Below are 22,035 nucleotides of genomic sequence, written 5' to 3' on the forward strand. Positions count from 1 at the left end.
ATGCGGCTTCCCCGTCGCAACACCCGGAGCTACGCCATGAACGCAGTTACGAAAGACACCGCCACGCAGGACTTCAAGGTCCGCGACATCTCCCTCGCCGAGCTGGGCCGCCGCCGCATCCGCATGGCCGAGGAGGAAATGCCGGGCCTGATGCAGATCCGCGCCCGCTACTCCAAGGACAAGCCGCTCAAGGGCGTGCGCCTGTCCGGCTCGCTGCACGTCACCAAGGAAACCGCCGTGCTGGCCGAGACCCTGCGCGAGCTGGGCGCCTCGGTGCGCTGGGCCTCGTGCAACATCTTCTCCACCCAGGACGACGTGGCCGCCGCGCTGGCCGCCGGTGGCCTGCCGGTGTTCGCCTGGAAGGGCGAGTCGCTGGAAGAGTATTGGGAATGCACGCTGGACATGCTGAGCCATCCCGGCGAGCTCGGCCCGCAGCTGATCGTGGACGACGGCGGCGACGCCACCTTGTTCATCCACAAGGGCGTGGAGCTGGAAAACGGCGACAACTGGGTCAACACCCCCAGCGGCAACCACGAGGAACAGGTCATCAAGGACCTGATCAAGCGCGTGCACGCCGAGCGTCCGGGCTGGTTCAAGAAGGTCGCCGCCGAATGGAAGGGCGTGTCGGAGGAAACCACCACCGGCGTGCACCGTCTCTACCAGCTGGCCGAAGCCGGCAAGCTGCTGGTGCCGGCCATCAACGTCAACGACTCGGTGACCAAGAGCAAGTTCGACAACCTGTACGGCTGCCGCGAATCGCTGGCCGACGGCATCAAGCGCGCCACCGACCTGATGGTGGCCGGCAAGGTGGCCGTGGTATGCGGCTACGGTGACGTGGGCAAGGGCTGCGCCCATTCGCTGAAGGGCTTCGGCGCGCGCGTGATCGTCACCGAGATCGACCCCATCAACGCCCTGCAGGCCGCGATGGAAGGCTTCCAGGTCACCACCATCGAAGAGACCCTGGGGCTGGGCGACATCTACGTCACCACCACCGGCAACAAGGACATCATCACGCTCGAGCACATGGCGGCGATGAAGAACAACGCCCTGGTGTGCAACATCGGCCACTTCGACAACGAGATCCAGATGGATCGCTTGAACGCCGCCAAGGGCGTGACGCGCGAGAACATCAAGCCGCAGGTGGATCGCTACACTTTCGAAAACACCGGCCGCAGCATCTACATGCTGGCCGAAGGCCGCCTGGTGAACCTGGGCTGCGCCCATGGCCACCCCAGCTTCGTGATGTCCAACAGCTTCTCCAACCAGACGCTGGCCCAGCTCGACCTGTGGGCGAACAAGGACTTCTACGACAAGAAGGTCTATCGCCTGCCCAAGAAGCTGGACGAGGAAGTGGCCCGCCTGCACCTGGAGCAGATCGGCGTGAAGCTGACCCGCCTCACCCCGGAACAGGCCGCCTACATCGGCGTGCCGGTGGATGGCCCGTACAAGCCGGACCATTACCGCTACTGAGCAAGCGCCGGTTCGGTCTGCGCGACAAGCAAAGGGGCCGCCTCAGGGCGGCCCTTTTTTATGCAAAATGGTGAGCACGCGACCCGCCTCCACGCATCAGTGCGATAGCGGCCCGCACCCCATGGCCCCCATCAAGCCATGCAAGGCCGGCACGTGCATCAACCACGGCGAGGTCATCGTCAGCACGCCAGCCAGCAGAATAAACATCGCCGCGACACGTCGCGGCGCGGGCTGCTGCAACCAACGTCCCACCCGCGCGCCCGACCACGTCAGCGGCAACATCACCGGCAAGGTACCGAGTCCGAACACCGCCATGGTCAGCGCGCCGTTGCGCGCACTCGCCTGCAGCCAGGCCGCCGCCAGCACGGTCGTGCTCAAGCCGCACGGCAACCAACCCCACAACATGCCTGCCGCCAGCCGGCGCCCTACCGTGTTGGCCGGCAGCAATCGCTGCTGCAATGGCCGCAGCCAGCGCCATACCCGCGCGCCGGGACGCGCCAACACGTCGAGCCGGCCACGCCGATCGAGCAGGCGCAGCGCGGCGATCACCAGCACTGCTCCCACCGCCATGCGCATGACCGTCGCCAACGCGCTGAATTCGAACAAACGCAGCAGCCCATCGCCAACGCCTCCCACGATGGCGCCCGCCAGCACATAGCCGCCTACCCGCCCAAGATTGAGCTGCAACGCCGGACCCCAGCCGGCGCGCGGCGACCACACCGAGAAGCCCGTGGCGATGCCGCCGCACATCGCCGCGCAATGCACGCCGCCAAGCAGGCCGGTGAGCAGTACAGCCGGAAGCGCCAGCGCATTAATCGCCATGGCCATCCTCCACCGAACCGCCCTGGGCCACGGGCGACTCGCGTACCGGCGGATCATCGCTAAGGATGTCCAGTGCCGGCGTTTCCATGTCGTCGAACTGCCCCTTGCGCACGGCCCATACAAACGCACCGATGGCAGCGACAAGCAACATCAGGCTCAACGGGATAAGCATCAGCAGGATGATCATGCGGCGGACTCCGGCACGGCCACGCGCATCAACCGCAAGGCATTGGCGGTGACGATCAGGGAGGACACCGCCATGCCCAGCGCGGCCACGGCCGGCGTCACCTGCCCCGCGATCGCCAGCGGCAACGCCAGCAGGTTGTAGCCGACGGCCCAGGCGAAGTTCTGCCGGATGATCCGCTGCGTGCGCCGGGCCAGCCCTATGGCGGCGGGAATGCGCAGCAGCGAGGGCGCGGTCAGCACCATGTCGGCCGCGCGCTGCGCCAGCGAAGCGCCTTCGCCCATGGCCAGCGAAACATCCGCACCCGCCAGCACCGGCGCGTCATTGAGGCCGTCGCCCACCATGGCCACGACACGCCCCTGCGCCTGCAACCGGCGCACCAGGGCGAGCTTGTCTTCCGAACTCTGCCGCGCATGCGCCTCGCCGATGTCCAGCTCCCGCATCAGTCGCTGCACCGGCTCCGGCGCATCGCCGCTGGCCAGGTGAATATGCAACCCGAGCTGGCGTAGTTCCGCTATCGCATCCCGCGCATCGGGCCGCGAGCTTTCCTGCACGCGGAAGCGTGCGACTGCGCGCTCGCCATCACCCAGCCACAGCTGGCCGTCGTCCTCGCGTTTCGCCGCGAAAGTGGCGCGGCCTAGCTTCCACGTCTTGCCGTCCACGCAACCGACCACGCCTTGCCCGCTCACGGCACGCACCTCGCTGGCTTGCAGCGATGTGTGCACACCGGCAAACGCCGCGGCAATCGGATGGCCGCTATCGCGCTCCAACGCTGCGGCAATCGCCTGTGCGTCGGCCGTGGTCACGTCACCGAACGACTGCACTTCACGCAAAGCGGGCTGCACCCGGGTCAGCGTGCCCGTCTTGTCGAACACCACGTCGGTGGCCTTGGCCAGGCTGTCGAGCCCGTCCGCACGAATGGACAACACCCCAAGCCGCGCCAGCGCGCCATGCGTGGCGGCGAGCGCGGCCGGCACCGCCAGCGACAAGGCGCAAGGACAACTGATCACCAACAGCGACAACGTGACCTCGAAGGCACGTGCCGGATCATGCACACGCCAGCCCAGGTAGACCAGCACGGCGGCAAACAGCAAGGTCATCACGAACCAACTGCCGACCCGATCCGCCACCCGCGCGATCGGCGGCCGGTGCGCCTGGGCCTGCTCCACCAGCCGCGCCAGTTGCGACAGCCGCGTGGCGCTGCCCACCTGGGTCACTTCGAGGCGCGCCGGCATCTCGCGACACACCGTACCTGCAAAGATCGCGGCCCCCTGTCGCTTGCTTACCGGATGCGACTCACCGGTAAGCAAGGCCTCCTCGAACAGCGCCTCAGCGTCCAACAGGCGACCGTCCGCCGGCACCGCCTCGCCCGCCGCGACACAGGCGATGTCGCCCACCTGCAAGGCGGTCAGCGGTACCGATTCGCGGCTGCCATCGCTGCGCTCGCGCACGGCCAGGGTTGGCCGCGCCCGCGCCAGCGTATCCACCTGCGAACTGGCGATGCGCCGCGCCCGCTGTTCCAGCATGCGCGCGCCCAGCAACAGGAAAACGAACATCGCCGCCGCGTCGTACCACACCAGCGCGCCGCCCCGTACGGTTTCGACCGCGCTCGCCAGATAGGCCAGCAAGGTGGAGCTGGCGATCAGGGTATCCATGCCGAGGTGGCGCTGGCGCAGCTCGCGCCAGCAACCCGCCAGGAACGGCCAGCCGGAGTAGAACACCACCGGCGTGCAGACCAGAAAGGTGACCCAGCGGAAAAAATCGCGGGTGGAGATCGCCATGTGGTGGCCGAAATCCAGATACAGCGCTTCGGACAGCATCATCGTCTGCATCGCGCCGAGCCCGGCGATGCCCAGCCGCAACAGCCAGCGTCGCCGCTCGGCGACACGCTCGCGCTCGCGCACGGCGCCACCGGCCAGGTATGGCCGATACCCCAGCATGGCCAGCCGCTGCAGCAGCTGCGACAGGCGCACCCGTGAGGGGTCCCAGCCGATGCGGATACGCCCCGTGACCGCGTTGGCGCTGCTATCGAACACGCCGGGCTCGCGCTGCAGCGCGCGATCGATCAGCCATGCACAGGCGGCGCAGCGCATGCCATCGGTGAGCAAGGTGATCTCAAGGCCACCTTCCACCGGAAAAGCGTGTTCGCGCAACAGATCATCGCGATCCCAGCCTTCAAGATCCGGCGCATCGCCCACACGCGTGGCGGCGACGCTGCGCAGGCGATAGTAGTCGCCCAGGTCGGACTGACCGATCCATTGCGCCGCCGCCGCGCATCCATGACAACAAAATCCCTGCAGGCATCCTTCGATATCCTGCAGCACCGGAGTGGCAGGCAAGGCTTCGCCGCAGTGATAACAGGCCCGCAGTTCGGGCCTGTTGGCGGCATCCACAGCGCAGTCCATCTACGGATTCAGGCGGATGGAGCGCGCCTGTGGCATCCAGCGTCCATGCAGCAGCCACGCCGCGTTATCGGGTGCCAGTTGCACCACCCAGCCGCGGTCGCCATCCAGCGACCCGACGCCACGCCAGCCAAGCTCACTGGGAGCGAGCTGATAGGTACGGCTGCCGCCGGCCGCATCGGGTGAGGTGAGGGTTAGCGTGAGCTTGCCACCCCGCGGGAATTCGCCATCCATCGGCAACGCCTCGATCATGTCGCCCTTGATCCGCAGCACCAGGCCCTGCGTGGCCACTTCGGTGGCGCCGCCCTGCGGCTCTGCCGATACCAGCATCTTGCCCACATGGGTCGTCTTGCCGACGGTCTCCATGTCCTCCGGCCCGGGGCGGACGGCCGCAAACAACAGGGCGAAGCCAATTACCACCGATGCCAGCGGCAAACCCACCAGCATCCACACCATGGGCTCACGCCAGATACTGCTTGTCCGATTCATAGGCTTGGTCCAAAGAAGCTGCTGTTGACGGTGGCCTGGGCATCCACGTCGACGCCCCGGACCTTGAATTGCACATCGTGGCGGCCCGACACCTCGGACGAGGCGCTCACCGTGACAGGCACCGATACAACCTCCCCGCCCTGCGCCTCGATGGCCCGGGAACCATCACGCAGACTGATGCCTGGCATGTCAGCCGAACTGACCTCGATCACAAAGTGATGCGGCTGCTGATCCTTGTTCACCAGCTTCAAGGTGTAGCTGTTCTCAATGCCCCCGTCGCTCGCCTGGCTGTACATGGCATTGCGGTCACGCAGCACTTCGGCGATCAGCGGACTGCGATGCGTGACGCCGTAGATCCAGCCGCCGATGAACGCCAGCAGCAGGCAGCCGTAGACCAGGATGCGCGGGCGAAGCACCCGCGCGGGCTTGCCGTCGATATGGTTCTGCGTGGTATAGCGGATCAGCCCCTTGGGATAACCCACCTTGTTCATCACCGCATCGCAGGCATCGATACAGGCACCGCAGGCAATGCACTCGTATTGCAGGCCGTTGCGGATATCGATGCCGGTGGGACACACCTGCACGCAGATGGTGCAGTCGATGCAGTCGCCCATTTGCTCCAGCGAGAATTTCGGCAACGGCTCGGCGGACACGCCCGCGCCGGCAAGCACGATCGTGCCACCGGCTTGCGCGCGATTGTCCGCGGCCGATGGGTGCTGGCTGGCGCGAAATACATAATCGTAGGCCGTCACCTTGTCGAGCAGGCCGCGAGCCCTCGCCAGTACGCTCGCCAGCGCCCGCTTGCGCGGGCCGCGCGGTTCGCCGCGCATCGGATCGTAGGCGATGATCAGCGTATTACGATCGAACATCGCGCTCTGGAAACGCGCATACGGACACATGTACTTGCATACCTGCTGGCGCAGAAAACCCGCATTGCCCCAGGTGGCAAACGCATAGAACAGGATCCAGAACGCCTCCCATCCGCCCCAGCCGAACGGCGTGCGCCGGGCCAGATCGGTGATCGGGCTGAAGAAGCCGACGAAGGTAAAGCCGGTCCATAACGCGAACAACGCCCAAAGCAGATGGCGCGCCCCCTTGCGCAGGATCTTCTCGCGATTCCACGGCGAAGCGTCGAGCTTCATGCGCTTGTTGCGATCCCCCTCGCACCAGCGCTCGATCCAGATCGCCACCTCGGTCCATACCGTCTGCGGGCAGGCATAACCACAGAACAGGCGCCCCGCCAAGGCGGTAAAGAAGAACAGTGCCAGCGCCGCGATGATCAGCAGCGTGGACAGGAACAGGAAGTCCTGTGGCAGGAACATCAACCCGAAGATATGGAATTGGCGCGCCGGCAAGTCCAGCAACACTGCCTGCCGCCCGTTCCAGCGCAGCCAGGGGAACAGATAGAACATGCCGAGCAGCCACACCACCGCAGCCACACGAAGGCGATCGAAGCGCCCCGATACTTCGCGGGGATACACCTTGCGTTCGCTGACGTAGTAGGAACTGCTCTCGTCGTCGACGACGTGCAGCGGGATGCGACGACTCATGACTTGCTACCGGGGTGGAATCCTCGCCGCACTTGCCGGGAAGGCCGCAACAGGATCCAGGTGAACAGGCTGGCCGAGGCCGTGGCCAACCAGATAAGGAAGAAGCCCAGGGAATAGCCGAGTTCACGACTGAGCTTCAACGAGGGGAAGGTCATTTGCTGCAGGGCTTCAGGATCGACGTAGGCAAAGAACACCATGGTCACCACGCCCGCCACGAAGAAGCTGGGCCACAAGATGGCGCCGACGCGCTGCAGGGATGCAGGCGTCGGCTCCTGTTCTGGAGGATGGGTGGTCCGCCGGCTCATTATTCGGCGATGACCGCGCCTGCCGGGGGCGGTTCCTTGTGCGGCGACAGGGTCCATACGTAAGCACCCAGCAGTCGCGTGCGGGTATCGCCGAGCACCGGCTTCCACGCGGGCATCACGCCCTGGCGCCCTTCGTTGAGGGTTTTGTGCAACGAGGCCAGGCTGTTGCCATATAGCCAATAGCTGTCAGTCAGGTCCGGCGCGCCCACCACCTGGTTGCCCTTGCCCTGAGGGCCATGGCAGGCCACGCAGATGGTGGCGAAGAGCTTCTCGCCGCGCTCCGCCGCCGCATCCAAGGGCTGCTTGGGTTTGGATAGCGACAACACATACGCAATGGTGTCATCCACGGCGGTTGGCCCACCCTGCGCAACAAGCGTCGGAGCCCAGGCAGGCATCACCGCCTGGCGACCATTCTGGATGGTGTCGAGAATGCGATTGGGCGTACCGCCCCAGTGCCAGATGTCGTCGGTGAGATCGGGGAAACCGATGGCACCCTTGCCGGTCGAACCATGGCACGCGGCACAGCGATTGATGAAGATCGCACGCCCGATCGATACCGCCGCAGGATCCTTGGCCAGCACGTCGATCGGCTTGCCCGCATAGAGCTTGAGCGTGTCGTCGAGGCGTGCGTCTTCGGCCGCCGTTTCCAGCGCCCACTCGGACTTCGAACTCCAATGACCATAGCCCTTCAGGCTACCCACGCCGTACCAGACCAGATAGCCGACGGCAAAAAAGATGGTGATGTAGAAAAGGTTGATCCACCAACGAGGCAGCGGCTTGTTGTACTCCGTGAGATCGCCGTCCCACACGTGCCCGGTTTCGTCCGGTTTCGGATCGGTGGGTTTGCGGCGGGTGTTGGCCCGCAGCAACCAGACGCAGCCCAGCAGGTTCAGCACCGCCAAGGAAACTACGTACCACGTCCATGCGGAAGTCATGCCTGTTCCTCCCTATCGTCGTCCAGGGGCATCTGTGCCGCCTCATCCAGCGCGGGCTTGTGCCGAGGCAGCCACAGCCAAATGCAGCCCACGACGAAGATCAGCAACAAGGCAGCGGTAATCAGTCCAGGCACCATGTCACTCGGCTCCCTCGGCTACTTTCATGTCCGCCTGCGACACATGCGTGCCCAGGGCCTGGAGGTAGGCGATCACCGCGTCGAGTTCGGTCTTGCCATCGACGGCCGCCGGTGCGGCGGCGATGTCGGCATCGGTGTATGGATCGCCGATGCGCTTGAGTGCACGCATGTGTTGCGCGACTTCCGCACCGTCGAGCTTGGCCTTAGCCAGCCAGGGATACGCCGGCATGTTCGATTCGGGCACCACATCGCGCGGGTTGTTCAGATGCGCGCGATGCCAGTCGTCCGAATACCCGCGCAGGCCCACGCGGGCGAGATCCGGCCCGGTGCGCTTGCTGCCCCATTGGAACGGATGGTCATAGACCGATTCCCCGGCCAGGGAGTAGTGGCCATAGCGTTCGGTCTCGAAACGCAGGGTGCGCACCATCTGCGAATGGCAGTTGTAGCAGCCCTCGCGGATGTAGACGTCGCGTCCGGCCAACTCCAGGGCGGGATACGGCTTGATGCCCGGCAGCGGCTTGATGGTTTCGGCCTGGAACATCAGCGGCACGATTTCCGCCAGGCCACCAAAGGACACGGCCACGGCGACGAGGATGGCCATGAGGCCGATGTTCTTTTCGATCTTTGCGTGTGTATGGCTCATGTCTGTTCCCTCAGGCACGCGCGTCGGCAGCATCGGGCGGCAGCAGCGGCTGTGGCGCGGTGCTGGCAGCGGCGAGGCGGAAGGTCTTGAATACGTTCCAGCCCATCACCAGCATGCCGGACAGAACGATCAGCCCGCCGCCCAGGCGGAACAGGTAGTACGGCTTGGTGGCGTTGAGCGCTTCGACGAAGGAATAGACCAGCGTGCCGTTCTCCGGATCGGTGGCACGCCACATCAGGCCCTGCGTCACGCCGGCGATCCACATCGAGGCGATATAGACGACCAGGCCGATGGTGTGCAGCCAGAAGTGCGTGTCGATCAACTTGATCGAGTACATCTTGGGAAGATTCAGCAGGCGCGGAAGCATCGCGTAGATCGAGCCGATCGAGATCATCGCGACCCAGCCGAGCGCGCCGGAATGCACATGTCCGATGGTCCAGTCGGTGTAGTGACTGAGCGAGTTGACCGTCTTGATCGACATCATCGGCCCCTCGAACGTGCTCATCATGTAGAACGAGAGCGAGACGATGAGGAACTTCAGGATCGGATCGGTGCGCAGCTTGTACCAGACACCGGACAGGGTAAGGATGCCGTTGATGGCACCGCCCCACGATGGCGCCAGCAGCACCAGCGAGAACACCATGCCCAGCGATTGCGCCCAGTCGGGCAGCGCCGTGTACTGCAGGTGATGCGGACCGGCCCACATGTACACCGCGATCAGCGCCCAGAAATGCACGATGGACAAGCGGTACGAATAGATCGGCCGGCCCGCCTGCTTAGGCACGAAGTAGTACATCATGCCGAGGAACGCGGTGGTCAGGAAAAAGCCCACCGCGTTATGGCCGTACCACCACTGCACCATGGCGTCGACCGACCCCGAGTAGATCGAGTACGACTTGAACCAGCCGGCGGGAATCGCGAGGTTGTTGACCACGTGCAGCAAGGCAATGGTGATGATGTACGCGCCGTAGAACCAGTTGGCGACGTAGATGTGCTTCACCTTGCGCTTGGCGATGGTGCCGAAGAACAGCACCGCGTAGGCGACCCAGACAATGGTGATGAGGATGTCGATCGGCCATTCCAGCTCGGCGTACTCCTTGCCCTGAGTGAGGCCCAGCGGCAGGGTGATCGCGGCGGCCACGATGACCAGTTGCCAACCCCAGAATATGAACGATGCCAGCTTGTCGGATAGCAGCCGGACATGGCAGGTGCGCTGCACCGTATAGAGGCTGGTGGCGAACAGGGCCGAACCACCAAACGCGAAAATCACGGCGTTGGTGTGCAAGGGCCGCAGGCGACCGTAGCTGAGCCACGGCAAGTCAAAATCGAGGCCTGGCCAGTACAGCTGGGCGGCGATGATCACGCCTACCAGCATGCCGACCACGCCCCAAACCACGGTCATGACGGCGAATTGCCGTATGACCTTATCGTTGTAACTCCCCTCGACGCCTACCATGAGGCCCACTCCTAGGCATGACTGAACGGAGGAAGTCTGGTGGGGCCCCCGGGAAAGCCGCTTGATCTAGATCATCTGGAGGTGGGTAGGCGTCTGTCGCGGTTTGTCGCAGGCCGGTATCTCACATCATGGTGAGATTTTGCCAATCACCAGATATCTCTATATCGCGAGAAAGAGATATATAATTGGACCACTGCCACCCAGGGACCGTTGCGATGCCGTCCATCAGCTTTGAATTCTTTCCACCCAAGACCGACGAACAACGCGCGCAGCTCGATCAGGCCGCCACCATCCTCAAACCGCTTTCACCGGAATACGTGTCGGTGACCTTCGGTGCCGGCGGATCGACCTTGAGTTACACCGGCGAGACCGTGCACCGGCTGCATAGCACGCATGGCTTGAACGTCGCGCCGCACCTGTCCTGCGTGGGTGGCACCAAGGCCGAATTGGCCGAGCTGCTGGACAGTTACCGGGCGGCCGGCTATCGGCGCATCGTGGCGCTGCGCGGCGACCTGCCGTCGGGCATGGCCACCCCGGGCGACTTCCGCTATGCGGCTGAGCTGGTGCGTTTCATTCGCGAACATTCCGGCGATCACTTCCACATCGAAGTGGCGGCCTACCCCGAAACCCACCCCCAGGCGGACGACGCCCTGGCCGACCTGCGCCACTTCAAGGCCAAGGTCGACGCCGGCGCGAACGGGGCGATCACCCAATACTTTTTCAACGCGGATGCCTATTTCCGCTTCGTCGACGATGTCCGTCGCCTGGGCGTCACGGTGCCGATCGTGCCGGGCATCATGCCGATCTCCAATTTCTCGCAGCTCAAGCGCTTCTCCGATACGTGCGGCGCCGAGATCCCGCGCTGGATCGTCAAGCGCATGCAGGCTCATGGTGACGATGCCGCTTCGATCCGCGAACTGGGCGCCGATGTGGTGGCGCAACTTTGTCGCCGCCTGCTCGACGGCGGAGCGCCGGGGCTGCATTTCTATACCTTGAACCGCGCCCACGCGACGCGCTTGATCCTCGACCGGCTGCACGGTTAAGCGACACGGGCGAGCGTAAGCTCGTCCGATGATTCGCCACTGGCTGCCACTATTGCTGTTCGTGTTGCCGCTGGGCGCACTGGCCCAGGACGGTATCCACCGCTGCATCGGGCCCGACGGCAATCCGTTGTTCACGGATCAGCCCTGCGCGGTACTTCAGGCGACGCCCGTGACGACGCCCCCTGCAGGTGCACAGCCACCGCAGGGAGACCTCGCCCCCACGATGACCGCGCCCGCGCCGGTGTCATGCGCCACCACGGTGGCCGAGCTGCGCCAGGGCATGCTGCAGGCATTCGCCGCCCGCAACCCGAACCGGCTGGCCGGCTTGATGCTGTGGAACGGGTACGGCCGTGATGCCGTGGTGGCCGATATCCGCGCCTTGGGCAGCCTGATGCAACGGCCATTGCTGGACATTGGCGAGGCCGGGGACGAGTCGGGCGAGCCCGCTCACGCCAACGATATCGACAGCCCGGGCCTCACACCGGCCGTTCCATCTGCAACGCCAGCCGGGAGTGGGCAATTGGTGGTGCGTACCGCCACCGACGATGGCAGTGGTGCTTCGCGCGAGACCCGCTTCGACGTGGTACGCCGGTCTGGCTGCCTGTGGCTGCGGGGTTCAGGCTGACATCGCCCGTCGCTATGCTCTCACGTCCGGGCGTGTGAGCTGTCGCCAGCGCCTCCGGGTTATCATGTCGCGATTTTGTCCCCGGAGAATCGACATGGCGCAGCAATACCCCGACTGGATCTGGCAGAACGGTGCCATCAAGCCCTGGCAGGAAGCGACCACCCATGTGATGGCGCATGCGCTGCACTACGGTTCGTCGGTGTTCGAAGGCATCCGCAGCTACGCCACGCCCGATGGCGCGGCGATCTTCCGCCTGACGGACCACCTCAAGCGCCTGTACCAGTCGGCCAAGATCTACGACATGGCGCTGCCCTATTCGCAGGACGAGCTGGCCGCCGCCTGCCGCGAAGTGGTGCGCAAGAACGGCCTGAGCGCCGCCTATCTGCGCCCGGTGGCCTACCGTGGCCTCGGCGGTTTCGGCCTGTCGGCCGAGACGCCGATCGATGTGGCCGTGGCCGCCTGGCCGATGGGCCCTTATCTCGGTCCCGAGGCGCTGGAGAACGGCATCGACGCCTGCGTGTCGAGCTGGCAGCGCTTTGCGCCCAACACCATCCCGGCGGGCGCCAAGGCCGGCGGCAACTATCTTTCGGGTCAGCTGATCGCGCGCGAAGCGCGTCGCCTGGGCTTCGGCGAGGGCATCGCGCTGGCATCGAGCGGCCTGCTCAGCGAAGGCGCTGGCGAGAACCTGTTCCTGGTGTTCGATGGCGTGCTGCATACCACGCCGGCCAGCGCATCGATCCTCGCCGGCATTACGCGTGACACGCTCAAGGTGCTCGCGCAGGAAGACGGCATCGAAGTGGTCGAGCGGGATATTCCGCGCGAGTACCTGTACCTGGCCGACGAACTGCTGATGTGCGGCACCGCGGCCGAAATCACGCCGATCCGCTCGGTGGACGGCAAGCAGATCGGCAGTGGCAAGGCCGGCCGCGTCACCCGTCGCCTGCAGGAGCTGTTCTTCGGCCTGTTCAGCGGCAAGACCAACGACCAGTGGGGCTGGCTGGAACCGCTCTAAGCCCGCGCCATCGCGCATCCTCCCGGTGGAAGCCGGGAGGATGACCGCCTCAGGCAAACACGATGCTGGCAATCGCGCCGTTGGCGTCGGTGCGCGGCCGCATCGATACATCCCAGCCATAGAGCTCGCACAGGCGGCGCACGATCGCCAGGCCCAGGCCGGCACCGCTGCCACCGGCGCCCTCGCCGCGCACGCCGCGCTGGAACAGGCGCTCCGCATCTTCCGGCTTGATGCCCGGGCCGGTATCGATGATCTCGATACGCTTGTCGCCCACGACGACGGTGACCTTGCCTTCGAGGGTGTACTTGATGGCGTTGCCAATCAGGTTGGTCAGCGCCACCGACAGCACCGAGGCCGGCGCATTCACGTTGACCGGCTGCTTGACCACCAGTTCCACTTCCAGCGGCTTGTCGCGCATCTGTGGGCGTTGGCTCTCGATCACATCGCCGGCCACCTTGCCCACATCCGTGCTTTCGCCGCGCGTGGGGCCGCGCCGTTCCGCGCGCGACAGCAGCAGCAGCGCCTCGATCAGCTCGGTCGCCTGGCGCGAGGCGCGCTCGATGCGCTTGAGCCGCTCACGCAACTTGTCGGTGAGGTCGGGCGAGCCCTGCAGCAATTCGGTGGTGCTGGAAATCACCGCCAGCGGCGTGCGCAGTTCGTGGCTTACATCGGAGTTGAATTCGCGGTCGCGCTCGACCATGGCGGTGAGCCGCTGCGAATACTCATCCAGCGCGAGCGCCAGCTCGCCGACTTCGTCGTCGGCAAAATGGGGAGCCAGCGGCTCGGCCTTGCCGCTCTTGCGGAAATCGCGCAAACGACGCGCCAGGTCGCTGACTGGCTTGAGCACCTTGCGCGATAGCCACAAGCCCAGCGCGAGCGACAGCAGGCCGAACAGGAATACCGCGCCGATCACGCTGACCAGAAGTTGCTGCTTGCCCAGCTCCTCGCGTGAAACGTCATAGCGGATGAAGCTGATGATGCCGTTCTCGTGGAAAACCGCCAGCTTGTAGTGATGGCGCTGGCCATCCTGGTCGGTCTCGTAGATGTCGTGCACGCCGTTGGACAGGTTCTGCCAGGACAGCGGCGCCTTGTACAAGGTGCGATCGCTGAGCACGGTGCCGGTGAGCAGGCGCGAGCCGGCCGGCTCGCCCGGGTGGTCGTGGGCCTGCTGGTTGGCCCAGTGCGCATCGTCCATCAGGCTGGCGTTGACCAGCTGATCCTCCACCCGCGCGCGGATGTTGAGCGCCGCGAACGCAAACAACGCGCTGAGGCCGAAGCCGAACAGCGCGAAGGAGACGACCAGGCGAAACCTGAGCTTACGCCTGGACCGCATCCGGTTCGACCATCCGATATCCAATACCGTGCCGCGTGTGGATCAGCGGCTTGTCAAACGGCTTGTCGATGGCTGCGCGCAGGCCATGGATATGCACGCGCAACGAATCGCTGTCGGGCAGCTCCTCGCCCCATACGCGCTGCTCCAGGTCCTGGCGGGTCACCACCGACGGGCTCGCCTCCATCAAGGCCTGCAGCAGCTTGAGGCCAATCGGGTTGAGCTGGATCGACTTGCCCTCGCGGGTCACCGTAAGCGTGTCCAGGTTGTAGGTGAGATCGCCCACCTTCAGCACGCGGCTCTGCGGCCCCTTGCCGCGACGAGCCAGCACTTCCAGGCGCGCGGAAAGCTCCTGCAAGGCAAAAGGCTTGGTCATGTAGTCATCGGCGCCCGACTCGAACCCGGTCAGCTTCTGCTCCAGCGCGTCGCGCGCGGTGAGCATCAGGATGGGGGTCTGCTTGTGCGCCTCATGACGCAGCTTGCGCGCCACGTCCAGGCCATCCATGCCGGGCAGGGTCAGATCGAGCACGATCACGTCGAAGTCATGCACCACAGCCAAGTGCAGGCCGGTGACGCCGTCGCCGGCGAAATCGACCACGTGGCCTCGATCTTCCAGATAATCGCCGATGTTGGTCGCGATATCGCTGTTGTCTTCGATCACCAGTACGCGCATGCGTCCTCCATACGCAGCCGGCATAGGGGCCGGCTGAGGTGGCAAGCTTAACAAGCTTGCGCGGTGGAAAGGGGCCCCGCCAGCCCCAAAGATGAACGGACGCGGGCGTTGGGCAAGAAAAAAGCCCAGGCGCGCCGACTCGTCGTCGTTCGCCTGGGCCCAAGCTACTGCCCCGATACCGTAATCTGCTGTCACCAGACCTTGCGGTTGAAGTGCCAAGCAAATTGCAGTGAAACCTTTATAGGGGTGTCACGGTTAGACCGCAGTTAACCCGTACTGACATCGACGTTAACTAATTCCTGCCACCCTTGGGAGTCTGTACCTGCTGCATGTCTTGCATATATCGCTGTGCCGAGCCGTTTTCTTGCTGGACCTCACGGTTAGTCCTGCACACCGTCTTGGGAATATTGGAACCCATTGGCTTGACCTGCTCGCAAATCTCGCGATCAGCGTCATTCTTGGTCAGGATCGCGTTGACTTCGGACTGGTTGTTGTAAAGCTGGATTTTGGATGGTGCATCCATGGCATCAACCGTGCCGAATTTGTCGTATAGCGATTGCATATTGCTCAGATCGCGACTGACCGTCTCTTGCTCGCTCTTATCAACGAACTCAAAGCGCCCACCCGGTGCCATCTGCTGACGAACGTGATCCGCTACAGCGGCAAATTCGTCCTTGGTTTCAGCCTTTACATCAGGCTTGGCTTCCTTCGCTTGCGCCGTCGCCACTTGCAACAAAACCAACGTCGCCGTCATAAATGACAGCCAAAGTTTACGCTTCATGCCTTTCCTCCCAACCTGCTCGTACCCCCCCTCGGGGCACATCCTGCAGGATGCCTTGGATACTAAACCCAAGGAATTGCAGGGTGAAAGTACCGATGGTTCTAGTCGACGCGCTTCGCCCGGCGGCGCACTTTGCTGGCTGTTACGCCGCTTGCCTCGGTCTCGAGAAGCTGAATGATCGACCCGGCCACATCTACACCGGTAGCGGCCTCGATGCCTTCCAGGCCTGGCGAGGCGTTGACTTCAAGGATGAGAGGACCACGCTTGGAGCGCAGCATGTCGACACCCGCCACGCCCAGGCCCAGGGCGGCCGCGGCTTCAACGGCGATACGGCGCTCCTCCGCGCTCAGCGTGGCCGCGCTGGCCGTGCCGCCACGATGCAAATTGGCGCGGAACTCGCCGGGGCTGGCCTCGCGCTGCATGGCCGCAACCACTTTCTTGCCGACCACGAAACAACGCAGGTCGCTGCCCTTGGCTTCGGCGATGAATTCCTGAACGAGGAAATTGGCGTAAAGCCCGCGGAATGCCTCGATGACACTCTGCGAGGCGCTCTTCTTCTCAGCCAGCACCACGCCGGTGCCTTGGCTGCCCTCGTTGAGCTTGATCACATGCGGCGGATCGCCAAGCATGGCCAGCACATCGGCAGTGTCGTCGGGATTGTCACCAAACACGGTCGCGGGCATATCCAGGCCCTGGGCCGAGAGGATTTGCAGGCAGCGTAGTTTATCGCGCGCACGCAATACCGCGTCGGACGAATTGGGGGTGTACACGCCCATCATTTCCAGCTGACGCAACACGGCTGTGCCATAGAACGTACTGGTGACGCCAATGCGCGGAATCACCGCGTCGATGCCCTTGAGCGCCTTGCCCTTGTAGCGGATGGACATGTTGCCCGGCGCAATGCGCACGTAGCAGCGCAGGGGATCGAGCACGCGCACCACATGGCCACGCTCGCGTGCCACATCGATGAGACGCTGGGTGGAATAAAGGCGGGCGTTACGGGAAAGGATGGCGATCTTCATGAAACACCCAGGGCCCCGACCGTCAACGGTCGCGGCTGTGTATAGGAAAGCGCAGGATCCACGGCGAAACGGCCATGTAGCGCAGTGCGGCCCAGCAACATGGGAAACAGCATATGTCGCCGATCGGTCAGATTGATGTCCACCGGGAAATGGTGCCCCGCCAGTAGCACCTCGGTACGGATGAACCAGCGCAAGGTACGTCGGCCGCCGGTATCGGTCACCGCGCGTCGATCCAGCGCCGGCGACTCGCACGATACGTTGACGCGGTGACGTCCACCCACGTTCACATCAAAACGCAACCACGTTTCACCGTCACGCTCAAAGGTCTCCAGCGTATCCACATGCAGCGAGCTGCTGCGCGCACCGGTGTCGAGCTTGACCTTGAGCAGGGGGATGCCGAGTGTCGGCAAAGCCAGCCGCTCCCGCCAGCCGAGGGTGATCACATCCGCCATTATCAGCGCACGCCGCAGGGTTACGTGAAAGGGAGCTCGGTGGGGTGGGGAGCCGGGTTGGAGCGGGTGAAGGGAATCGAACCCTCGTCAGTAGCTTGGGAAGCTACAGCTCTACCATTGAGCTACACCCGCAGCGCCCGGCGATGGTAACCCGGGACTGCGGACTTTTGAAACCGTCCGCGCAACCCAACACCGGATGAACCGGACATGGCGGCCCGCTGAATCATCCGGGGCAACCGGCCGCCCGGGTTATTGCCCAGGGAGGATCGCCGGTCCGCATAATGCGCCCGTCGGCGCCCCATGGCGCCCAAGCGTTTTAATGGACGACGAAACTTGCCCGCGCGACGTCGTCGCGCCCTGCCCCGGAGAACTCGATGCGTGTGTTTCCTGCTTCCCTGACGTCGCCACGTTGCTGGCGATGGCTGGCGGCGGCCCTGCTGGTCGGTGCCTGCTCCCTGGTACAGGCACAGGACCAGCCTGCACCGGGCGACAACGGCGCGGGTGACCCGCCCTCCCGCGTGGCGCGACTGTCCTATCGCGAGGGCGATGTCGGCCTGCTGCCGGCCGGCCAGAAGGATTGGGGCGATGCCAGCCTCAACCGACCGCTGACCACCGGCGATCGACTCTCCACCGGACAAAATGCGCGCGCCGAGCTGGAACTGGGCGGCGGCACGTTGCGCATCGCCGACGATTCGGACTTTGGCTTCCTCACGCTCAACGACCAGTTGGCCCAGGTCGAGCTGACCCAGGGCACGCTCAACCTCAACGTGCGCGGACTGGCCGAAGGCCAGAGCTACGAGATCGATACGCCGACCGTGGCCCTGGTGGTAGACCAGCCCGGCACCTATCGCGTGGACATCAGCGACGACGGCAAGTCGACCCGCGTCATCGCGTTCAATGGCCGTGCATCGGTCTATGGCGAAGGCGGCGCCCAGCGCACCGTCGCTGGCGGTCGCAGCTACGAGTTTGCCGATTCCTCGCTCAACAACGTGACCATCAGCGACATCGACGGCGGCGACGATTTCGATGCCTGGTGCAACAGCCGCGATCAGCGCTACGAGCGCCCGCAGTCGGGCCAGTACGTTTCCGATGACGTGGTCGGTTACCAGGATCTGGACCAGTACGGCGACTGGCAGGCGGACCCCGAATACGGGCAGGTCTGGTACCCCTCCAACGTGGCCGCGGACTGGGCGCCGTATCGCGACGGCAACTGGACCTATATCGCGCCCTGGGGCTGGACCTGGGTGGATGCGTCGCCATGGGGCTTCGCGCCATACCACTACGGCCGCTGGGCCTATATGCGCGGGCGCTGGGGCTGGGTGCCGGGCCCGGTATCAGTGCGTCCGGTGTATGCGCCCGCGCTGGTCGCTTTTGTGGGCGGTGCCGGCTTCGGCGTATCGGTGGGCGTGGGCGGCGCACCGGTGGGCTGGTTCCCGCTGGGCCCAGGTGAAATCTACAACCCGTGGTATCGCGCCAGCCGTGGTTACTACACCAACGTCAACATCGCCAACATCTACGCGCGCGGCGGTCGCGAGGTGGTGATCAACAACATCAACAACCACTACAGCTATTTCCAGAGCGGTCGCCCGGTGCCCAACGAGCGCTACTTCAACCAGAACGCACCGCATGCCTTTACGGCGATGTCCGGCCAGGACTTTGCCGCTGCCCGCAACGCGCAAAACCACATGGTGGCGGTGGATCCCCGCCGTTTCTCGCCCGCGGCGGTGATGCCGCGCGGTGCCGGCGTGCCGCCGGCGCGTGCCAGCTTTGCCACGCCGCGCCCGGCCACGGCCCGCGCCTTGCCGGCGGGTGGCTTCCAGCGTGAGGTGGTGGCGCGCAATGCCCCGGCGGCCGCTTACGCCGGCCGCCAGCCGGCAGGCGGGGTGCGCGGCCCCCAGGGCCCGGGCAATGTGCGCATGTTGAATGCCCAGCCTCCGGGCAACCGCCAAGCCGGCATGCCGACGGCCGAGCGCGCCGCGCAGATCGAGCGGAACCCGGCGCCAGCCCCCTCCATGCGCCAGCCAGCTGCCCAGGACAATGAGCGCGCCGCGATGCGCCCGGGTGAGTTGCCCTCCTCCCACTTCGCACGTCCGGCCGGCAACGCCACTGAGGGCAATCGTCCGGCGTCCGGCAACCAGCCGCGCCCGGGGGTGAGCTACATCCCCAGTGCCGAATCCGATCGCGCCCGGAGCCAGCCTTCGACGGGCACGCTGCCCCCGACCCCGCGCTTCGAACGCGCCCCGGCTCGGCAGCCGCAGGACAACCCGCAGCGATTCGAGCGCGACAATGCCGCGCCGCGCCCGGCGGAAGTCCAGCAGCCGCGCAATGTCCAGCCACAGCAGGGCTACGAGCCGCCCCGTGGTTATGAACCGCCGCGTGGCAACCAGGCGCCAGAGCCGCGCCCAGCCCAGAATGGCGACAAACCGCGTGAATCGTCCGAGCACCGGGCTCCGCCGCCGCGCAGGGACGATCAGCACAACTGACGCAGCAGAGCCACGTCGGCAGCAGCAAGGCCCGGCCCGCGCCGGGCCTTTTTTATGGGCTGCCGGCATCCGCAGTCATAGCCGCTACAATGGTCGAATGCATATCACGCTCAATGGCAGTCCGCGCGACTGCGCCCCCGCCACGACGGTGACCCAATTGCTGCAGGACGCCGGCTACGGCATCCGCCGCGTCGCTGTGGAAGTGAATCACGAGATCGTCCCGCGCAGCCAGCACGCCAGCCACGTGCTGGCCGAGGGCGACCAGGTGGAGATCGTTCACGCCATCGGCGGCGGTTGATCGCCGCGCTATCCGTTTCCATGCGGCGCCGGCAAGGCGTCGCCCGCAGACCAAGACATGACGATGAATATCAAGACGTTCGACTCCGCCGATCCGCTCGTCATTGCCGGCCAGAGCTATGGCTCGCGCCTGCTGACCGGTACCGGCAAATACAGGGATTTCGACGAAACCCGCCGCGCCACCCAGGCCGCCGGCGCCGAGATCGTCACGGTGGCGATCCGCCGCGTGAACATCGGCCAGGACGCCGGCCAGCCCAACCTGCTGGATGCGCTGCCGCCCGAGGAATTCACCCTGCTGCCCAACACCGCCGGCTGCTACAACGCGGTGGATGCGGTACGCACCTGCAAGCTCGCCCGCGAGCTGCTGGATGGCCGCAAGCTGGTCAAGCTGGAGGTGCTGGGCGACCAGCGCACGCTGTTCCCGGACGTGGTGGAAACGCTCAAGGCCGCCGAAACGCTGGTGGCCGATGGCTTCGACGTGATGGTGTACACCAGCGACGACCCGATCCTGGCCAAGCGCCTGGAAGAAATCGGCTGCGTGGCGGTAATGCCGCTGGCCGCGCCGATCGGCTCGGGCCTGGGGATACAGAATCGCTACAACCTGCTGGAAATCATCGAGAACGCCAAGGTGCCGATCATCGTCGATGCCGGCGTGGGTACCGCCTCCGATGCGGCCATCGCGATGGAGCTGGGCTGCGACGGCGTGCTGATGAATACCGCCATCGCCGGGGCCAAGGACCCGGTGCTGATGGCGCATGCGATGAAGCTGGCGATCCAGGCCGGTCGCGCAGCGTTCAAGGCCGGTCGCATTCCGCGCAAGCGCTTTGCCTCCGCGTCGAGCCCGATCGACGGCACCATCGGCTGATCGCCGAGACAAGAAAACCGCTACTCATCCCCCTGCAACGCAGGGGGAGGTTGGGAGGGGGGTGAAGCTCTAAAAGTGAAGAGCACCCCTCCCCAACCCTCCCCTGCTTTGCAGGGGAGGGAGCTATTACGCTTTCGGAATTCCCATGACTGACCACGACGACGCTCACAAGCCCGAGTACCTGCGCCGGATCCGCAGCTTCGTCCTGCGCGAAGGCCGCATGACGCCGGCCCAGCAGCGCGCGTTCGACGAGCACTGGGCCCGCTATGGCATCGACTACACCGGCGCCCCGCAGGACTACGCGGCCCGCTTCGGCCGCACGGCGCCGCTGGTGCTGGAAATCGGCTTCGGCAACGGCGAGGCGCTGGCCTGGGCCAGCGAGCACGACCTGGCGCGCGATTTCATCGGCGTGGAAGTGCACGGCCCCGGCGTCGGACGCCTGATGAACGCCCTGGCCGCACGCGCTGCGGGCAATGTGCGCCTGTACAAGCACGACGCCGTGGAAGTGCTTGAGCAGGAGATTCCACCGGGCTCGCTGGCCGAGGCGCGCATCTGGTTCCCCGACCCGTGGCACAAGAAGCGCCATAACAAGCGCCGCATCATCCAGCCCGAATTCGTGGCCCTGCTGGCCTCGCGCATGGCCCCCGATGGCCTGCTGCACCTGGCCACCGACTGGCAAGCCTATGCCGAGCACATGCTCGAAGTGATGGAGGCCGCCCCCGGCTGGCGCAATGCGATAGCACCCGGCCACTTCGCGGAAAAACCCGAGTGGCGCATCGAAACCCACTTCGAGCGGCGCGGGCTCAAGCTCGGGCATGGCGTGTGGGACCTGCTGTACCGCAAAGCCTGAGCTTGCTTCCATTCCCTCACCCACGGGGAAAGGAAGTAGACACGCCGCTTCATACTGACGACGCGGTTCACCAGTCGTCGTAGTGACCCGCTTATACTTCCGGCTCAAACAGGGACGAGTCATCGCAGGCGTGAAGCTCCCACTGCCCATTCCTATGCATCGCCAGGGCGCCCGGCCAAGGGACGTCCGCTAGTGGGTCTGTCGCTCAC

23 protein-coding genes and 1 tRNA gene are annotated in these 22,035 nt (G+C 65.1%); 8 read left to right on the plus strand and 16 right to left on the minus strand.

Features of this window, described 5'->3' with window-relative positions:
• Positions 1-36: 36 nt before the first annotated feature.
• A complete protein-coding gene (gene ahcY / locus MJ606_RS02880) occupies positions 37-1,470 on the plus strand; it encodes an adenosylhomocysteinase (protein ID WP_243047902.1) in 1,434 nt (477 codons plus the stop codon).
• 96 nt (positions 1,471-1,566) lie between these two features.
• Here ahcY and MJ606_RS02885 read toward each other — a convergent pair whose 3' ends face one another.
• From MJ606_RS02885 to ccoN, 10 genes are read right to left on the minus strand one after another with little or no spacing between them, the layout of a single operon-like run.
• On the minus strand, positions 1,567-2,292 hold the full coding sequence (locus MJ606_RS02885; protein WP_243047903.1) for a sulfite exporter TauE/SafE family protein: 726 nt from the start codon (positions 2,290-2,292) through the stop codon (positions 1,567-1,569).
• Positions 2,282-2,479: a cbb3-type cytochrome oxidase assembly protein CcoS gene (gene ccoS, locus MJ606_RS02890; protein ID WP_243047904.1), complete on the minus strand. Its 198-nt coding sequence runs from the start codon at positions 2,477-2,479 to the stop codon at positions 2,282-2,284. Before ccoS ends, MJ606_RS02885 begins: the two co-directional genes overlap by 11 nt.
• Positions 2,476-4,881 carry a heavy metal translocating P-type ATPase gene (locus MJ606_RS02895; protein ID WP_243047905.1) on the minus strand — a complete coding sequence of 802 codons (2,406 nt, stop codon included), beginning with the start codon at positions 4,879-4,881 and terminating at the stop codon, positions 2,476-2,478. The genes ccoS and MJ606_RS02895 overlap by 4 nt, the downstream gene beginning before the upstream one ends.
• Positions 4,882-5,367, minus strand: coding sequence for a hypothetical protein (locus MJ606_RS02900; RefSeq protein ID WP_243047906.1), 486 nt, complete (start codon positions 5,365-5,367; stop codon positions 4,882-4,884).
• Complete coding sequence (locus MJ606_RS02905; RefSeq protein ID WP_243047907.1) at positions 5,364-6,917, minus strand: 4Fe-4S dicluster domain-containing protein; 1,554 nt, start codon at positions 6,915-6,917, stop codon at positions 5,364-5,366. The genes MJ606_RS02900 and MJ606_RS02905 overlap by 4 nt, the downstream gene beginning before the upstream one ends.
• On the minus strand, positions 6,914-7,222 hold the full coding sequence (locus MJ606_RS02910) for a hypothetical protein (protein WP_243047908.1): 309 nt from the start codon (positions 7,220-7,222) through the stop codon (positions 6,914-6,916). The genes MJ606_RS02905 and MJ606_RS02910 overlap by 4 nt, the downstream gene beginning before the upstream one ends.
• A complete protein-coding gene (gene ccoP, locus MJ606_RS02915; RefSeq protein ID WP_243047909.1) occupies positions 7,222-8,157 on the minus strand; it encodes a cytochrome-c oxidase, cbb3-type subunit III in 936 nt (311 codons plus the stop codon). The genes MJ606_RS02910 and ccoP overlap by 1 nt, the downstream gene beginning before the upstream one ends.
• Complete coding sequence (locus tag MJ606_RS02920; RefSeq protein WP_243047910.1) at positions 8,154-8,294, minus strand: cbb3-type cytochrome c oxidase subunit 3; 141 nt, start codon at positions 8,292-8,294, stop codon at positions 8,154-8,156. The genes ccoP and MJ606_RS02920 overlap by 4 nt, the downstream gene beginning before the upstream one ends.
• Before the next feature lies 1 nt (position 8,295).
• Positions 8,296-8,937, minus strand: a complete 642-nt coding sequence (gene ccoO, locus MJ606_RS02925; protein ID WP_243047911.1) for a cytochrome-c oxidase, cbb3-type subunit II — start codon at positions 8,935-8,937, stop codon at positions 8,296-8,298.
• Between the two features lie 10 nt (positions 8,938-8,947).
• Positions 8,948-10,393 carry a cytochrome-c oxidase, cbb3-type subunit I gene (gene ccoN, locus MJ606_RS02930; RefSeq protein ID WP_243047912.1) on the minus strand — a complete coding sequence of 482 codons (1,446 nt, stop codon included), beginning with the start codon at positions 10,391-10,393 and terminating at the stop codon, positions 8,948-8,950.
• 215 nt (positions 10,394-10,608) lie between these two features.
• On the opposite strand from ccoN, the gene metF reads away from it, so the two are divergent.
• The 3 genes from metF to MJ606_RS02945 all read left to right on the plus strand — a co-directional run bounded on the left by metF (position 10,609) and on the right by MJ606_RS02945 (position 13,073).
• Positions 10,609-11,436 carry a methylenetetrahydrofolate reductase [NAD(P)H] gene (gene metF / locus MJ606_RS02935; protein WP_243047913.1) on the plus strand — a complete coding sequence of 276 codons (828 nt, stop codon included), beginning with the start codon at positions 10,609-10,611 and terminating at the stop codon, positions 11,434-11,436.
• A 28-nt stretch (positions 11,437-11,464) separates the two neighbouring features.
• Positions 11,465-12,061, plus strand: a complete 597-nt coding sequence (locus MJ606_RS02940) for a DUF4124 domain-containing protein (RefSeq protein WP_243047914.1) — start codon at positions 11,465-11,467, stop codon at positions 12,059-12,061.
• Positions 12,062-12,155: 94 nt separating this feature from the next.
• On the plus strand, positions 12,156-13,073 hold the full coding sequence (locus MJ606_RS02945; protein WP_243047915.1) for a branched-chain amino acid transaminase: 918 nt from the start codon (positions 12,156-12,158) through the stop codon (positions 13,071-13,073).
• A 49-nt stretch (positions 13,074-13,122) separates the two neighbouring features.
• Here the strand turns inward: MJ606_RS02945 and MJ606_RS02950 are convergent, their stop codons facing one another.
• From MJ606_RS02950 to MJ606_RS02975, 6 genes are all read right to left on the minus strand, one after another.
• On the minus strand, positions 13,123-14,406 hold the full coding sequence (locus MJ606_RS02950; protein WP_243047916.1) for a HAMP domain-containing sensor histidine kinase: 1,284 nt from the start codon (positions 14,404-14,406) through the stop codon (positions 13,123-13,125).
• The gene (locus MJ606_RS02955; protein ID WP_114238871.1) at positions 14,390-15,076 is read right to left on the minus strand and encodes a response regulator transcription factor; all 687 of its coding nucleotides are present in this window, start codon (positions 15,074-15,076) and stop codon (positions 14,390-14,392) included. The genes MJ606_RS02950 and MJ606_RS02955 overlap by 17 nt, the downstream gene beginning before the upstream one ends.
• 292 nt (positions 15,077-15,368) lie before the next feature.
• Positions 15,369-15,857 carry a hypothetical protein gene (locus MJ606_RS02960; RefSeq protein WP_243047917.1) on the minus strand — a complete coding sequence of 163 codons (489 nt, stop codon included), beginning with the start codon at positions 15,855-15,857 and terminating at the stop codon, positions 15,369-15,371.
• Positions 15,858-15,958: 101 nt separating this feature from the next.
• Positions 15,959-16,879: a 30S ribosomal protein S6--L-glutamate ligase gene (gene rimK, locus MJ606_RS02965; protein ID WP_243047918.1), complete on the minus strand. Its 921-nt coding sequence runs from the start codon at positions 16,877-16,879 to the stop codon at positions 15,959-15,961.
• On the minus strand, positions 16,876-17,331 hold the full coding sequence (locus MJ606_RS02970) for a RimK/LysX family protein (protein WP_243047919.1): 456 nt from the start codon (positions 17,329-17,331) through the stop codon (positions 16,876-16,878). The genes rimK and MJ606_RS02970 overlap by 4 nt, the downstream gene beginning before the upstream one ends.
• A 58-nt stretch (positions 17,332-17,389) precedes the next feature.
• Positions 17,390-17,463: transfer RNA gene (locus MJ606_RS02975), tRNA-Gly, on the minus strand.
• Positions 17,464-17,705: 242 nt separating this feature from the next.
• Here MJ606_RS02975 and MJ606_RS02980 point away from each other — a divergent pair.
• From MJ606_RS02980 to trmB, 4 genes are all read left to right on the plus strand, one after another.
• Complete coding sequence (locus tag MJ606_RS02980; RefSeq protein WP_243047920.1) at positions 17,706-19,814, plus strand: DUF6600 domain-containing protein; 2,109 nt, start codon at positions 17,706-17,708, stop codon at positions 19,812-19,814.
• A gap of 97 nt (positions 19,815-19,911) precedes the next feature.
• Entirely contained in the window at positions 19,912-20,112 is a 201-nt protein-coding gene (gene thiS, locus MJ606_RS02985; protein ID WP_243047921.1) for a sulfur carrier protein ThiS, read from the plus strand.
• 57 nt (positions 20,113-20,169) lie between these two features.
• On the plus strand, positions 20,170-20,976 hold the full coding sequence (locus tag MJ606_RS02990) for a thiazole synthase (RefSeq protein ID WP_243047922.1): 807 nt from the start codon (positions 20,170-20,172) through the stop codon (positions 20,974-20,976).
• A 145-nt stretch (positions 20,977-21,121) separates the two neighbouring features.
• A complete protein-coding gene (trmB, locus tag MJ606_RS02995; protein ID WP_243047923.1) occupies positions 21,122-21,826 on the plus strand; it encodes a tRNA (guanosine(46)-N7)-methyltransferase TrmB in 705 nt (234 codons plus the stop codon).
• The last annotated feature ends 209 nt before the right edge of the window (positions 21,827-22,035 follow it).

Origin of the sequence: Dyella sp. RRB7 (assembly GCF_022761115.1) — a bacterium.
Lineage (GTDB): Bacteria > Pseudomonadota > Gammaproteobacteria > Xanthomonadales > Rhodanobacteraceae > Dyella.